Origin of the sequence: Pseudohalioglobus sediminis (genome assembly GCF_008370495.1) — a bacterium.
In the GTDB taxonomy this organism is placed as follows: Bacteria; Pseudomonadota; Gammaproteobacteria; order Pseudomonadales; family Halieaceae; genus Halioglobus.
Window position 1 is genome coordinate 355,035 of the sequence record NZ_VTUX01000002.1, and the last position, 13,308, is coordinate 368,342.

Below are 13,308 nucleotides of genomic sequence, written 5' to 3' on the forward strand. Positions count from 1 at the left end.
CTTGGCTGACGCCCCCGGCAGAAGGTCGCCTAGGCACCGTAGGCTGCATTGATGGCACTGACAAACCCGTCCAGGCTGTCGACCGGCAGGTCATTGATGCCAGCCGCGGCCGCCCTGCCCCCACCCGTGGGGAACTGCATGCACAACTCTGCCGCACCCTGCTTGTTGCTGAGTGGCGCGCGCACACTCACCAGGTAATTGCCATTGGCTTTTTGCGTCAGTACCGCGTGGGCCCGTTGCGGGTTCCCTGTGGCCAGGTCGTTACTGAAAACGCCGCTGACGCGGCGCGCCCAGGCCTCGTCAGGCAACATGAATACGGCAACCGAGTCATTCACATGGGTTGGCTGCAGCGCTTCTGCGGCGGCCATGTCCTCATCATAGCCAAGGCTGAGGCGCTGGAAATCAGCGGATTCATGCACGAATGCCAGGGGTGAACCCGCTTCGTAGAGTTTGCGATAGAGCTCCTCGGGGTCGAAGTGCAGGTCCTCGATGGACGGTCCGTAACCGTTGTAATTGATACAGATACCCAGGCGCTCCAGCGCCGTGAGGTCAGCCTCTGCCAGCGCCAGGGTTTTACCCAACTTGCGTGCCGTGTCCTTGAGGTTATCGCCGAAGGCACCGGCAACGGCCCACTGCGCATGGGCGCCATCAAGGTGACCGTTAACCAGCACTGCGGTGCAGACATCGGGCGCCTCATTGATAAGGCTGGTCAGGCCGGGGTGCTCCGGGATATCACCGGGGTAGTGGTGGTCCACGTAAAACACCTGTGCATCGTTGTTTAACGCCTGCTCCAGATCGGCCTTGTTCTTGTCCATCGAAACATCGAGAACCGTAATGCGATCCCCGGGCTCCGCCTGTACACGCTTCATCAGGTTGATGTCGCGCTTGACTCCGGTAACCAGTTTGGCATCCCGGGGCTCAGCCAGGCGCAGTTGCAGCAGTGCACAGATGCCGTCGGCATCACCGTTGAACAGATCGTAATCCATGGTTTCTCCCGTGAGGAAGCCGACGCCACCATGCCGGCGGCGTCAGCGGGCTTGTGCAGGTGCCTAGCTATCCAGAGACTGGTAGTAGTCGGAGAGGATTTTGGCGACTTCAGGCCGTGAAAACTCAGGCGGCGGCGCAATGCCCTTGCCCAGCATTTCCCGCACAGCGGTACCGGACAGCAGCACGAAATCCTCTTTCTCATGGTCGGGCGCGTCGCGCATCATCACCACCTTGTTGAGCTTCTTGCTGTAGGCAGTGTGATCGGCCTTGTAGATTTCCAGCTCCAGGGCGTCGTCCGGCACTTCTTCGTCAAAGATAGTCTGCGCGTCGAAGCCGCCGTAATAATCACCGACACCGGCGTGGTCACGCCCGACGATAAGGTGTGAGCAGCCGCAGTTCTGGCGGAACACGGCATGCAGGACGGCTTCGCGCGGGCCGGCGTACAGCATGTCGAAGCCATACCCGGTCACCATCACGGTATTGGGTGGGAAATACACCTCTACCATCTTGCGGATGGCGGCGTCGCGCACATCGGCGGGAATATCACCCGGCTTCAGTTTGCCCAACAGCATGTGCACCAGGATTCCATCTGCGCCGAGGTCATCCATGGCCATGCGGCAGAGTTCCTCGTGGGCGCGGTGCATCGGGTTGCGCGTCTGGAAGGCCACAACCTTGTCCCAGCCGCGCTCGGCAATCTCGTTGCGAATTTCCACCGCGGTGCGGAAGGTATCGGGGAAGTCAGTCTGGAAATAGGAAAAATTCAGCACCTGGATAGGGCCCGACAGCATGGTCCTGCCCAGTGACTTGAATGTGGCCACGCCGGGATGTTCCGGGTCGAGGGTACGGAAAATCTTCTCAGCCATGAAATCGATCTGTTCGTCGGACACGCTCTCCACGGATTCCACGTCCATGATGGCCAGCACCGGGTGACCCTCGACATTGGGGTCTCGCAGCGCAATCCGGGAACCTGCTTCAACGCCGCTTTCATCGGTCAGGTTTACCACGGGCACCGGGAAAAACAGGCCCGAAGCAGTGTGCATGTTCTCGGCCACTGACATGGCGTCTGCCAGGTTCATATAGCCTGCCAGGGGGTTGAAGTAACCACCACCGAGCATCACGGCATTGGCGGCGGCGGCTGAATTGAGCAACAGCGCCGGCAGGTTTTCCGCTTCCGCTACAAGTGCGTGGCGCCGGTCACTGTCATACACAAACAGCGGATTGAGTTCGTCTGACCCATGGGGCTTGATCATTATTATCTCCTGTTACTTGTTGACGATGCCGCGCTCTCGCAGCACAGCCAGAATCTGTTCGACCTCTTCCTGCAGCGACTGCTTGTCGGAATGCAGGTGAATTTCAGGGTTTGCAGGCGCCTCGTAGGGATCATCAATACCGGTGAAATTCTTGATCTCGCCAGCACGGGCTTTCTTGTACAGACCTTTCGGGTCACGTGCCTCGGCTGCCTCGAGCGAGCAGTCGACGAAAATCTCGATGAAATCCATGCCGGCATCTTCATGCAACTGGCGAACCTGGTCGCGATCGGCACGGTAGGGGCTGATGAAACTGGACAGGGCTATCTGCCCGGCATCGACGAAAAGCTTCGCCACCTCGCCGATACGGCGAATGTTCTCGGTGCGGTCCTCGGCGGAAAAGCCCAGGTTCTTGTTGATACCCATGCGCACATTGTCGCCATCGAGGCGGTAGGACAGGATACCCATCTCATGCAGTGTCCCTTCCAGTTCGACCGCAACGGTGCTCTTGCCGGAGCCGGACAAGCCGGTGAACCAGAGCGTGGCGCCGCGGTGTCCCAGCAGTTTTTCACGATGCGCACGGGTGATGTCTCCCTCGTGCCAGTGTACGTTGGTGGCTTTTTGCTCTGCCATGAATACTGTCCTCTTATGATTGCTAGCTACAGCGCGCCCGGCATACCGGCCAACTGCATTCCGAAGCGCAGGGTACGGCCATTGGAGCCATATGTAAAACAGGATATTATGGAAAGCGCCATCGGATTTTCCGATAGTCATACCAAACCGGGCCAGCAATGAAATACACCTTGCGACAATTACAGATTTTCATCGAAGTGGCGCGCCTGCAAAGCATCTCCGGGGCGGCAAAAAACCTGCACATGTCACAGTCCGCGGCCAGCGAGGCCTTGCAGTCGCTTGAACACGCCTACGAGATCGCCCTCTTCGACCGGGCCCGCAACAAGCTGGCACTGAACGCGGTGGGCCAGACCGTGCGCAAGGAGGCGCAATCACTGCTTGATCACGCGCTCAGTTTTGAAGAGGTCCTGAAGTCGCATAAAGAGCTGGGCCACATAAAGGTGGGCGCCAGCTTTACCATTGGCAATCACCTCGCTACCCGCTACCTGGCGGGTTACCTGTCGCAATACCCGCAGGCGGACGTCGGGCTGGAAATCGCCAACACCCCCGAGATCGTCGCCAAAGTGCTGGATTACCAGGTCGATATCGGCATGATCGAGGGTGAAGTGCAGCACCGTGAGTTGCAACTCATCCCCTGGCGACAGGACGAACTGGTGGTGTTTTGCGCCGCGCACCATCCCCTGGCCCAGCAGCGCAGCCTGTCTACGCGCGACATCAAGGAGGCTGCCTGGATACTGCGGGAACCGGATTCGGGCGCGCGCCAGACCTTCGACAAGGCCATGGCCGGCCTGCTGCCCGATCTCAACGTGTACATGGAGTTTCACCACAACGAAGCGATCAAGAATGCGGTGGAATCCGGCCTCGGTATAGGCTGCCTGTCGCGCATTGTGCTGCAGCGTAACTTCGACAACGGAGACCTGGTGCCACTGGCCCTGCCGCGACGGGACATGCGCCGCACCTTCTACTTTGCCCTGCCGCGCAAGCGCTACCCACTGGAATCGGTACAGTTCTGGATGGACAACTGCCGCTCCCTGGACGCCTAGGGCAAGACTACTGGCCATGCCCCCTGCCCCGTCCGGCCTGCGGCAGCGCGAACGAGCGGGGCTAACACGGCGTAATGCATTCGTATTAGAATCGGGGTTTTATCCAGGACCCGACAACTGATGACAGCCGCGGCGAACAGGCATGCCCAGAGGTCGGCAGAAACCCGGCGCCGCTTCATTGCCACTGCGCAAAAACTGTTTGCAACGCGCAGCATCGACGGCGTCTCCGTGAACCAGCTGACCGCGGCAGCCGGCCAGAGAAACCGCAACGCCCTGCAGTACCATTTCGGCGGCAAGGAAGGCCTGGTCCAGGCAATCCTGGACACCCACGCCGATGCCGTCGGCGAGCTACGCCGGGCCTACACCAGTGCTACCAACCTGTCTGCACTGACACCTGCAGAGGCGGCCGCGCGGGTCCTGGTAATACCGCTGCAACAATACCTGGACGCGCACCCGGAGGGTGTCTACTACGTGCAGATACTGTCCCAACTGGCGGCGACCAACAGTAACCGGACCAATCCGCAGTCACGATCCAGGCTGACTTTCCGTGATATCCCCGAGCTGGAGCGACTAATGGGTGGCGCCATGGCGCATCTCGAACCCGCCGAGGCGCGCAGGCGACTGTTCCTGGTGATCAGCATTACCTTTCACGGCATTGCCGACAGCTGCAGGGCCGCGCCCGGGAACAGCGCTGCCGGAAGGCGCGAGCGTTCGGCATTACTGCAACAGGTCATCGCCTGTATCAGCGCACTGATGGCCGCCCCCGCGCGCGACTAGCATGGCGAATACCCGCAAGATCATTCACGTCGACGCCGACTCATTCTACGCCTCGGTAGAGATGCGGGAAGATCCCTCGTTGCGCAACAGGCCCCTCGCAGTCGGAGGCAGTGCAGAGGGACGTGGCGTGATCGCCACCTGCAACTACGAGGCGCGCGCCTTCGGTGTGCACTCGGCCATGTCCAGCCGGGTGGCGTTGCGCCGCTGCCCACAGCTAGTGATCGTGAAGCCGCGCTTTGAGCTGTACCGACAGGTGTCCCGCCAGTTCCACGACGTGTTCAGGCGCTATACCGACCGCATCGAACCGCTCAGCCTGGACGAGGCCTACCTGGACGTGAGCGACTGCACGGACTGCCAGGGCAGCGCCACACGCATTGCCGAGGCCATCCGCAGACAGATCAGGGAAGAACTCCAGCTCACCGTTTCTGCCGGTGTCGCGCCCAACAAGTTTCTGGCCAAGGTCGGCAGTGACTGGGACAAGCCCGACGGGTGCTTCACCATCGCGCCGCAGGATGTGGCGGACTTCGTGCGTGACCTGCCGGTCTCGCGTATCAACGGCGTGGGCGCCGTCACCGCGTCCCGACTGGCAAAGCTGGGGGCCCGCACCTGTGGCGAACTGCAGCAGGTCCCGTTGACCCTGTTGCTGCGGCACTTCGGCAAGTATGGTTCCAGGCTGGCGCAACTGGCGCAGGGAATCGACAACCGGGAGGTAAAAACCAGCCGTATCCGCAAGTCGATCTCGGTTGAGAATACTTACCGCGAGGACATCGATTCGCCGCAGGCGATGGATGCGGCGCTGGCGGCGCTACTGGATGAACTGGAGACCCGCTTTCACCGGATCGAAGAGCAGTACCGGCCCAGCAAGCGCCTGGTCAAGGTACGTTTTAACGACTTCTCCCGCACCACCGTTGAGGAACTGATTCCCGAGAACGGCGACCACTGGCTCAACACCGGTGCCTACCACGCCCTGCTGCGACAAGCCTGGGAGCGAGGGCGCAAACCGGTGCGACTGCTCGGTGCCGGGTTGCGCCTGGCGCCGCGACGCGCCGATGACCACGAGCAGCTGGCGCTGTTTGGCGAAGACGCGGACTGAACGCTGTCAGCCCTGCCGGCGGTCGAACTTGGTAGACAGGACAATCGCAGAATCCGTATCACGTACGCCCTCAAGCGCTCCGATACGGTCCAGGCTGGCGTCCAGTTCGGCCGGCGATCCGACCCGCATGATAGCAACCAGGTCAATTTTGCCGCTGACCGTATAGAGCGCTTCTACCTCGGGCATACGCTGCAGGGCGGCGACAATGGGCGTGCTGTAGTGCGGATCGACCACCAGGTTGACATAGGCCTGGAAGGTCGCCGACTGGTAGCTGCTGCCCAGCTTGACCTGGTAACCGGCAATCACACCGCTGGTTTCGAGGTGACCCAGGCGTTTTTGCACGGTAGTGCGCGACAGGCCAAGTTCCCGGGCCAGCTCGGATATGGTTTGCCGGGCATTGCGTTGCAGCGCCTGTAGCAGTCGCCGGTCATTACGGATCAGGTCCATGATGTCTCACTATGACTCACTCACTGGTCAATTTGACCACATAAGCATCAAATTAACCAGTTTTTGCAACTGTTCGCTGAACACGCGTCTCGGCCAGAATTGCCCTATAACAACACCGAGGTGGTGCCATGACAGGTAGCAATGCAAGGGTATTCCAGCGACCGGAGACTGCCGGTTCCTATCGCGACTGCGCGCAGATCACCGGCGAACTGAAACCGACAGACCCACTGTATCTTTACTGCCCGGCAACATTACAAGGTCGGGCAGCCGCGTTCCTCGACGGCTTTCCCGGACAGGTCAGCTACGCTGTGAAAGCCAACCCTGAGCAACGGGTGCTGGCCACGCTGGCAGCAAGCGGACTGCGGCACTTTGATGTTGCCTCGCTGGAGGAAGTACGTTGCGTGACTGCAACCGCGCCGCACGCCACTGTGCATTTCAACAATCCAATCAAGGCGGAAGAAGCCGTCGCCGAGGCCTACCTGCGCCACGGTGTCCGGTCGTTTGCTGTCGACGAATTGCAGGAGGTCGACAAGATCCGGCGCTGCACCGGCGCTGACCCCACGGTGACTTATGCAGTGCGTTTTAAACTGCCCCACACGGCAGCAGCTTACGACTTCGGGAGCAAGTTCGGTGCCGATGAAGAGGCCGCCGTGGCACTTCTGCGCGCCATCAAGCAACTCGGCGCGCGCGCTGCCCTGACCTTTCACCCCGGATCGCAATGCACAGAGCCGGCAATGTATGCGCGCTATATCCGCGCCGCGGCGCGCATCGTCACGCGGGCCGGGGTGCAGGTGGATTTTATCAATGTGGGGGGCGGTTTCCCTGAATACTACCCGGGGCAGACGCTGCCGGACCTGGCCACGTATTTCTCGCACATTGGCGACGCCGCCAGCAAATACCTGCACAGCAACACGCCACTGATCTGTGAACCCGGTCGCGCCATGGTGGGTTCGTCCGTGTCCCTGCTCACGCGGGTTATCCATGTGCGTGACTGCGGCGTGAACCTGTTCATCAATGACGGCGTCTATGGTGGCATGCAGGAACAGAGCCTGGTCGATCTGCAACTGCCGGTGCGTGCCTGGCGCGACGGCAAACTGCTTGCCGGGCCTTCAAGGCAGTACCGGATTTTCGGGCCCACCTGCGACCCTGTCGACCGACTCTCGCGCGAGACAGGACTGCCGGAGGGACTGCGTGCAGGAGACTACCTGGAATTTGGCCTGCTGGGTGCCTACGGATCGGCGACATCAACACGCTTCAATGGATTCCACTCCAACACCTACGTCAATGTGGCAGCAGGCACGGATTTCACAGGGCAACGGGCTGATCAGCCTTCCGGGGCGCTGGCATCGGCCTGAGCCTGCCCACTGCCATTGTCCGGCGTATACCAGATAGGCGAAGACCAGGCGCGCTCCTGAACCACCGGTCGATGGGTTTCTGCGCAGCAACCGCTATAGCCTTCGGTGATGGTTGCCGGGTCCGCACAATCTACTCCCGCGGCCACGCACTGGCGCTGGCTCCATCGGCAACTGGGGTTTTCCAGTACCCGGGTGTAATAAAACGCCGCCTGCCCGGGATCAAAGTTGTCGTCACGCCAAACCTGGCACAATTGCGCGTGACCCTCGCCACGGGTAGCGCAGGTCTTTAAATCAACTGAAGCGCCGTTGTCGGCATCTCCTGCCACGTCAATAACGCGCTGGTGGGTCTCGCCGCGCTCATCCACCCAGCCCTTGATCACCTGCACGCGCTGCAGCGGTATACCCGGTGACGCCGCGGTGCCCGAATCCTGGCTGGCTGCCACCATGAAAACCGGTGCCGCACGCTCCGGCCGCGGCGTCAGCACACCACCCATGGGCACGCCACGTTCATAGGCCAGGCGTGTCGCCTCGGGCTGTGCACAGAGATCCTGCGGGTAATCCCAGCCGCCAAAGAACCGGGTAACGATACGCGGCCCGCTGGTGGCGTACGTTTCCCGACGACGCATGGCCGCGAACAGCGCATCGCGGCTGTTTTCCTCGGCCCATACCGCAGCCAGCCCGCCTGGGTTGTACTCGAGCTTGTCCGGCAGCCCCGGCGGAATTTCGTCACGGGCGGGCACGCCGGCACCACCGTGCCCGGGGAAGCCATCTTCAGCCACCGCACCGGGTGCGCCGAGGTGGGTATCGGTACTGGCGATCACCCCGAACTGGTAGGGATTCACACCCAGATCACGTTCCAGCGCCAGCCCGTCAGCAAGCACCTGGCGAACGAAGCCGGTACCGCGCCCGGGAGGAGAGTCGTATCCGGCTATATTGTCTTTGGGTAACTGCTCGAAAGCACAGAGCTCGTCGCTGCCGGCAACCGCGGCATAGAAGCACTCAGAAGCCCCCTTGTGCTGCATGATCTCCACCAGTGGCTCAAAGCGCCGGCGGTTCGCCGCGTACTCGGGCGTCATCACACCACCACCATCCAGTTCTCCGGAGAACATGTAACCGGCACTGAGGTTGGAATTGTGCGGGATCACCAGCGCATCGCAACGACCTTCGCCCTGCAGGCAGTCCCGCTCCAGCGCCTGCCACAGCAAATTCGCGCCCGGTGTCTGGATATAGCCGGCGGGCAGGCGCGGCACGTCGGCATTGCGAAAGACCACGTTGCGGTGCAAGTTGCCACCGCTGGAACTCTGCATGCCGGTCCATTCGTAGCCGACAAAAGACGTGAATGCGCAGGTGTCACTGCGGTCATAGGCTTGCTCTGCCGCATCCTGCATTTCCCCCCAGGGCTGCAGCGCGGCGAGACGGCACTTCTCTCCCGCTTCACCACACATGCCCAGGTGCGAGGCGCGCATGGTCGCCATGTAATTGAAGAGATAATAGGCGCCGCGGGGAATATATCGGTAAAGCAGGCATTGCCAGCTGTTATAGCCGTCTGTTTCCGGCGTATTACACATCTGCACCTCGCCGATCAATTCGGCGTGATCTGAAACCATGGCGAAGTCCAGCGGGCGCCGCAGTTGCAGGCTGCGCGCAGCATTGCCCTCCTCGTCCCAGGGCTGGATGCCGATCTTCGCCCCCTGCGCAAACGCGTATGCCTGTGCCGGCGTGGTCCTCGTGCCCTGGGTGCTGGCATCAAGTGAATAACGTGTATGTACATGCAGGTCACCGAAAAACACCTGGCGCTGGGAATCGAAATTGGCACAAGGCTGGCGCTGTTCAGTGTAATCGGATGCATTGTCGGCATGGGCGACAGTCGTGGCCAATATAGCCAGGCAAAACATCAGTGGGACTTTCATCATTTAGCAGGCTCCAACAGCCGGTTAAAGGGGTATCGATCTGGGGCGCGTCAGGGACTCACCCTCCTCGCCTGCGCAGCCTGCTGCCGCCAGGCCGAGGGCGCGAGCCCCGCCCAGCGACGAAAGGCGTGGCTGAAATTGCCGGACTCCGTATACCCCAGCAGCGAAGAAATCTCCTCCATCGGCAGGTCAGTATCAGTGAGGTACTCCCGGGCGAGCCCATAACGTATCTCCTCCAGCAGATCGCGAAAGCTGGTGCCCTCGTTTTTCAGTCTGCGGCGCAGGGTTCGCGTCGACAGTTCCATTTTTTCTGCAACATAATCGACATCCGGAAAGTAGCCCGGGCGCGCCAGTATCAGCATGCGGACCTGGTCTACGAAACTGCCCTGTGAGGTCAGCTTGGCAATCAGCATATGACACTGCTGCTGCAGGTGTCGCGATGAGTCCGGGTCGCTCTGCGGCAGGGGCTGGTCAAGTATTTCCGAGCTGAAGTGAAAGCGGGCGTCGGGCCGGTTGAGTTCAAGGTCGCAAGCGAAATACTGGCGATACCGGTCCACGCAACCCCTGCCGTCATGGGGCAGGTGCAGGCAGGCGATCGCGAACTGTTTGCCCAGTATCTCGGTAAAGTCCACCCGCGCCGCAGCCAGGTCCCGATCCAGGTAGAGATTGATCAGCTCCGGCTCCATGACTGGCGGGTCGCGCAGCGCAAACCAGGCGCTGCGCCCCTCCACACCGAAATAGAAACTGAACAGGCTGAAGGTCAGGCGCCCGAAGTGCTCGGCCACTGCGAGGGCATGGCGAAACGTCTCTGCACTGAGCAGCGCGTACCCGAACAGGCCATAGCGCTGGGGCACAAAAGGTTCCCCCAGGCGCAAGCCGATGAGGGGGTCATCGGATACTTCGAGCACATTGCGGTAAAAGCGCAGCTCCTGCTGCAGGGTGATCAGCGCACCCGGGTCAGACAACTGTGACGCCGTCACACCGGTTCCGCGCAGGCACTGCTGTTGCGCATAACCCATCTGCTCCAGTACCTCCAGCGGAGGGAGCAGTGCCCTGGCCGGGTGGCGCAAGGGAAAATGCTGCGCAGACTTGGTCATATTATTCTTCTAATAACTAAGGGGCGACTTGCAAGCAATGTAGCACACTGGCCGAATATCACAAATTTGTGGCCCGGTGACACACGCCCGGGAACCCAATACGCGCTACAATCAGTGGGCTTTGCGTAAACCAGGATGTACTGTTCCCGTGGCTACACCAGCCGCAACAGTCTGGTGGACAACAACGCTCCCGACCCGAAACAAATATAAACCGTCAGCACGGCAAGGAGTTGCCATGAAAACCGTATTGATCACCGGCGCTGCACAGGGCATCGGCCTGGCCACCGCGAGACACTATGCCAGCCAGGGATGGTTCGTAGGCCTGTATGACATCAACGGCGACGCCGTGCAAAACCTGCTGGACTCGGGCGAATTTGAACACGCCTGCGGCGGACATTGTGATGTCACCGACTATGCCTCGCTGCAGGCGATGTATCGCCAGCTCGCCGACCACTCCGGCGGTAAATTGCACTTACTGGTCAACAACGCGGGCGTGCTCAGTGCCGGGCGTTTTGAAGCCATCGACAGCGCGGCCCACGATGCCATCGCCGATGTCAATGTGCGCGGAGCTACCAACACCTTGCACGCCGCGTTCCCGCTGCTACGCGAGACACCGGGGGCAACGGTCGTCAACCTGTGTTCCGCTTCCAGTATTCACGGCATACCCCACCTCGCCGTGTACAGCGCCAGCAAGTTCTACATCGACGGACTCACCGAAGCACTGGACCTGGAGTGGCGTGATTACGATATCCGTGTGACCTGCGTAAAACCTCCCGTGATCAACACGGCCATGGGCCAGGCTGTTGCGGACGAGATTCCGCAAAAACTAGGCATGGATCTGAATGCCAGCGATGTGGCCGCATGGATACAACACGCCGCCGAGGGCAGCGGCACATCCTATCCCATGGGCCTGGCGACGCGATGCTGGTACCTTGTGGATCGGTTGCTGCCTAATCCCCTGCGCCACCTGCTTACCCGCTACCTCACGGGTGCATGACCGGGTCGACGCCAGCACCCATAACGACAGCAAGCACAACATCCGCAAGAAGGAGATCAAAATGTCCGCACGCCTGGAAAGTAAAGTTGCCCTGGTCACCGGTGGTGGCGCCGGCATCGGTGAAGCCACCGCCAAACGCTTCGCAGAGGAAGGCGCGATCGTGTTTGTCAGCGACATCAACTTCGACGCCGCGAGCGCAGTCGTGGAAGCGATCGCAAGTTCCGGCGGCCAGGGGCATGCCCTCGCACAGGACGTCACCGACGAGGCGCGCTGGGATGAGGTCACGGCAGAGATCCTCGACCGCTGCGGTGCCCTGCACATACTGGTCAACAATGCCGGCATAGCGCTCACCGACAACGTGGAGGAAACATCGCTGGCTGACTGGCGCACCACCCAGGCAGTCAATGGGGAAAGTGTTTTCCTGGGCACCCGCGCTGCCATCAAGGTGATGCAGGCGAGCGGCGGATCGATCATCAACATCTCTTCCATCGAGGGCATTGTCGGCGAGCCCAGCGCCCCCGCGTACAATTACAGCAAGGGGGGCGTGCGTATTTTCACCAAATCGGCCGCCCTGCACTGCGCCGCGCAGGGCTACCCGGTGCGGGTCAACTCGGTGCATCCGGGGTTCATACTCACCGCCATGGTGGAGCAAGGCATCGCCGCACTTCCCGATGGCGTCCGCGAGGAGGCCCACCAGCGCATCATCCACGAGATACCACTGGGTGCTATGGGCTCTCCCGAAGATATCGCCAATGGCTGCCTGTTCCTCGCCAGTGATGAATCACGCTACATGACCGGCTCCGAACTGGTGATTGACGGTGGCTTTACCTGCCACTAACCGGGTGACAGCGCTGATCGCAACGGCGTCCGCGCGCTAATTGTGCGCCGCGGTCAATGGGGGCATACTTGCGCCCTGTTTACCATGCAATGGAGCCACCCCGCTTGAACCGCCACCTATGTTACCTCCTTGCCGCAATGCTGCTGGCCGGATGTTCGTCCGATGTGGATCGCGCCAGGGAGGCCGTCACAGACAGCCTGGTAATCCACACCGACCTTGAATTTCACGAACTGGAGGCCTTCCCGGGTGACGTTGTCTGCGGCAGTTTCAGCGCCTATACCTCTTACAGCGAGCCACGCGTTGAGCACCAGCCCTTTCTCTATCTCCGTGGCACCGTGGACAAGGCCCCGTCGGCGAGGGACCTCAAGTTCTATTGCAGCACGGATCACAGCAACAGCCTGCTCGAGATGTCCGGAATCGGACCATTCACCGCTGACAATGACGCCCTGGCGCAGATCACCCGGGACATGACCTTGCTTACAGCCGCGCTGGAAACCTACTACACAGACAATCATGTATACCCCACTGCAGCGCAGGGGCTGGCAGCACTGGTCAGCAAGCCCGAGGGCGGACGCCCACTGCCACGGTACCGGGAAGGGGGTTACCTGAAATCCGTACCAGCCGATCCCTTCGGCCATCCCTATCGCTATACCGAAATGCAGTGGGGCCGCACCAAGGGCCGTTTTACCCTCAGTACACTCGGGCGCTCCGCACAACCGGGTGGCGGCGGCGACGAGGCTGACGTCAGCACGGAGTACCTGCCCTACCTGCAACATATTGCACAGCTGCTCGGCGTCGATTGATCCGAGCGGACATTACGCCAGCGGCTCTGGCAACCTGTTTTCCGCGCGGCAATCCAACCCGGCCTGCCCGGCAATAGCTGC

At 61.0% G+C, this 13,308-nt stretch carries 13 protein-coding genes; 7 read left to right on the forward strand and 6 right to left on the reverse strand.

From position 1 onward, the window contains the following. Nucleotides 1–29: 29 nt before the first annotated feature. The 3 genes from F0M18_RS05595 to cysC all read right to left on the reverse strand — a co-directional run bounded on the left by F0M18_RS05595 (nt 30) and on the right by cysC (nt 2,867). Entirely contained in the window at nt 30–986 is a 957-nt protein-coding gene (locus F0M18_RS05595) for a DHH family phosphoesterase (protein WP_149610422.1), read from the reverse strand. Nucleotides 987–1,049: 63 nt separating this feature from the next. Then, a complete protein-coding gene (sat, locus tag F0M18_RS05600; protein ID WP_149610423.1) occupies nt 1,050–2,237 on the reverse strand; it encodes a sulfate adenylyltransferase in 1,188 nt (395 codons plus the stop codon). A gap of 12 nt (nt 2,238–2,249) precedes the next feature. Beyond that, nucleotides 2,250–2,867 carry an adenylyl-sulfate kinase gene (gene cysC, locus F0M18_RS05605; RefSeq protein WP_149610424.1) on the reverse strand — a complete coding sequence of 206 codons (618 nt, stop codon included), beginning with the start codon at nt 2,865–2,867 and terminating at the stop codon, nt 2,250–2,252. A gap of 158 nt (nt 2,868–3,025) precedes the next feature. Here cysC and F0M18_RS05610 point away from each other — a divergent pair, with 158 nt between their 5' ends. From F0M18_RS05610 to dinB, 3 genes are all read left to right on the forward strand, one after another. Next, the gene (locus tag F0M18_RS05610) at nt 3,026–3,910 is read left to right on the forward strand and encodes a LysR family transcriptional regulator (protein ID WP_149610425.1); all 885 of its coding nucleotides are present in this window, start codon (nt 3,026–3,028) and stop codon (nt 3,908–3,910) included. A 120-nt stretch (nt 3,911–4,030) separates the two neighbouring features. Continuing rightward, entirely contained in the window at nt 4,031–4,687 is a 657-nt protein-coding gene (locus F0M18_RS05615; protein WP_149610426.1) for a TetR/AcrR family transcriptional regulator, read from the forward strand. A gap of 1 nt (nt 4,688) precedes the next feature. Then, the gene (gene dinB / locus F0M18_RS05620; protein ID WP_149610427.1) at nt 4,689–5,780 is read left to right on the forward strand and encodes a DNA polymerase IV; all 1,092 of its coding nucleotides are present in this window, start codon (nt 4,689–4,691) and stop codon (nt 5,778–5,780) included. A gap of 6 nt (nt 5,781–5,786) precedes the next feature. Here dinB and F0M18_RS05625 read toward each other — a convergent pair whose 3' ends face one another. Further along, entirely contained in the window at nt 5,787–6,227 is a 441-nt protein-coding gene (locus F0M18_RS05625; protein WP_149610428.1) for an Lrp/AsnC family transcriptional regulator, read from the reverse strand. Nucleotides 6,228–6,355: 128 nt separating this feature from the next. On the opposite strand from F0M18_RS05625, the gene F0M18_RS05630 reads away from it, so the two are divergent. Beyond that, nucleotides 6,356–7,582, forward strand: a complete 1,227-nt coding sequence (locus F0M18_RS05630) for a type III PLP-dependent enzyme (RefSeq protein WP_149610429.1) — start codon at nt 6,356–6,358, stop codon at nt 7,580–7,582. Here the strand turns inward: F0M18_RS05630 and F0M18_RS05635 are convergent. After that, a complete protein-coding gene (locus tag F0M18_RS05635) occupies nt 7,552–9,495 on the reverse strand; it encodes a DUF3604 domain-containing protein (protein WP_149610430.1) in 1,944 nt (647 codons plus the stop codon). The genes F0M18_RS05630 and F0M18_RS05635 overlap by 31 nt on opposite strands. 47 nt (nt 9,496–9,542) lie before the next feature. Next, nucleotides 9,543–10,589, reverse strand: coding sequence for an AraC family transcriptional regulator (locus tag F0M18_RS05640; protein WP_149610431.1), 1,047 nt, complete (start codon nt 10,587–10,589; stop codon nt 9,543–9,545). Between the two features lie 235 nt (nt 10,590–10,824). Here F0M18_RS05640 and F0M18_RS05645 point away from each other — a divergent pair, with 235 nt between their 5' ends. The 3 genes from F0M18_RS05645 to F0M18_RS05655 all read left to right on the forward strand — a co-directional run bounded on the left by F0M18_RS05645 (nt 10,825) and on the right by F0M18_RS05655 (nt 13,227). Further along, nucleotides 10,825–11,586 (forward strand): SDR family oxidoreductase, encoded by a 762-nt coding sequence (locus F0M18_RS05645; protein ID WP_149610432.1) that lies wholly within the window; start codon nt 10,825–10,827, stop codon nt 11,584–11,586. A 61-nt stretch (nt 11,587–11,647) separates the two neighbouring features. Beyond that, nucleotides 11,648–12,424, forward strand: coding sequence for a glucose 1-dehydrogenase (locus F0M18_RS05650; RefSeq protein ID WP_149610433.1), 777 nt, complete (start codon nt 11,648–11,650; stop codon nt 12,422–12,424). A gap of 104 nt (nt 12,425–12,528) precedes the next feature. Further along, complete coding sequence (locus F0M18_RS05655; RefSeq protein WP_188109605.1) at nt 12,529–13,227, forward strand: type II secretion system protein GspG; 699 nt, start codon at nt 12,529–12,531, stop codon at nt 13,225–13,227. The last annotated feature ends 81 nt before the right edge of the window (nt 13,228–13,308 follow it).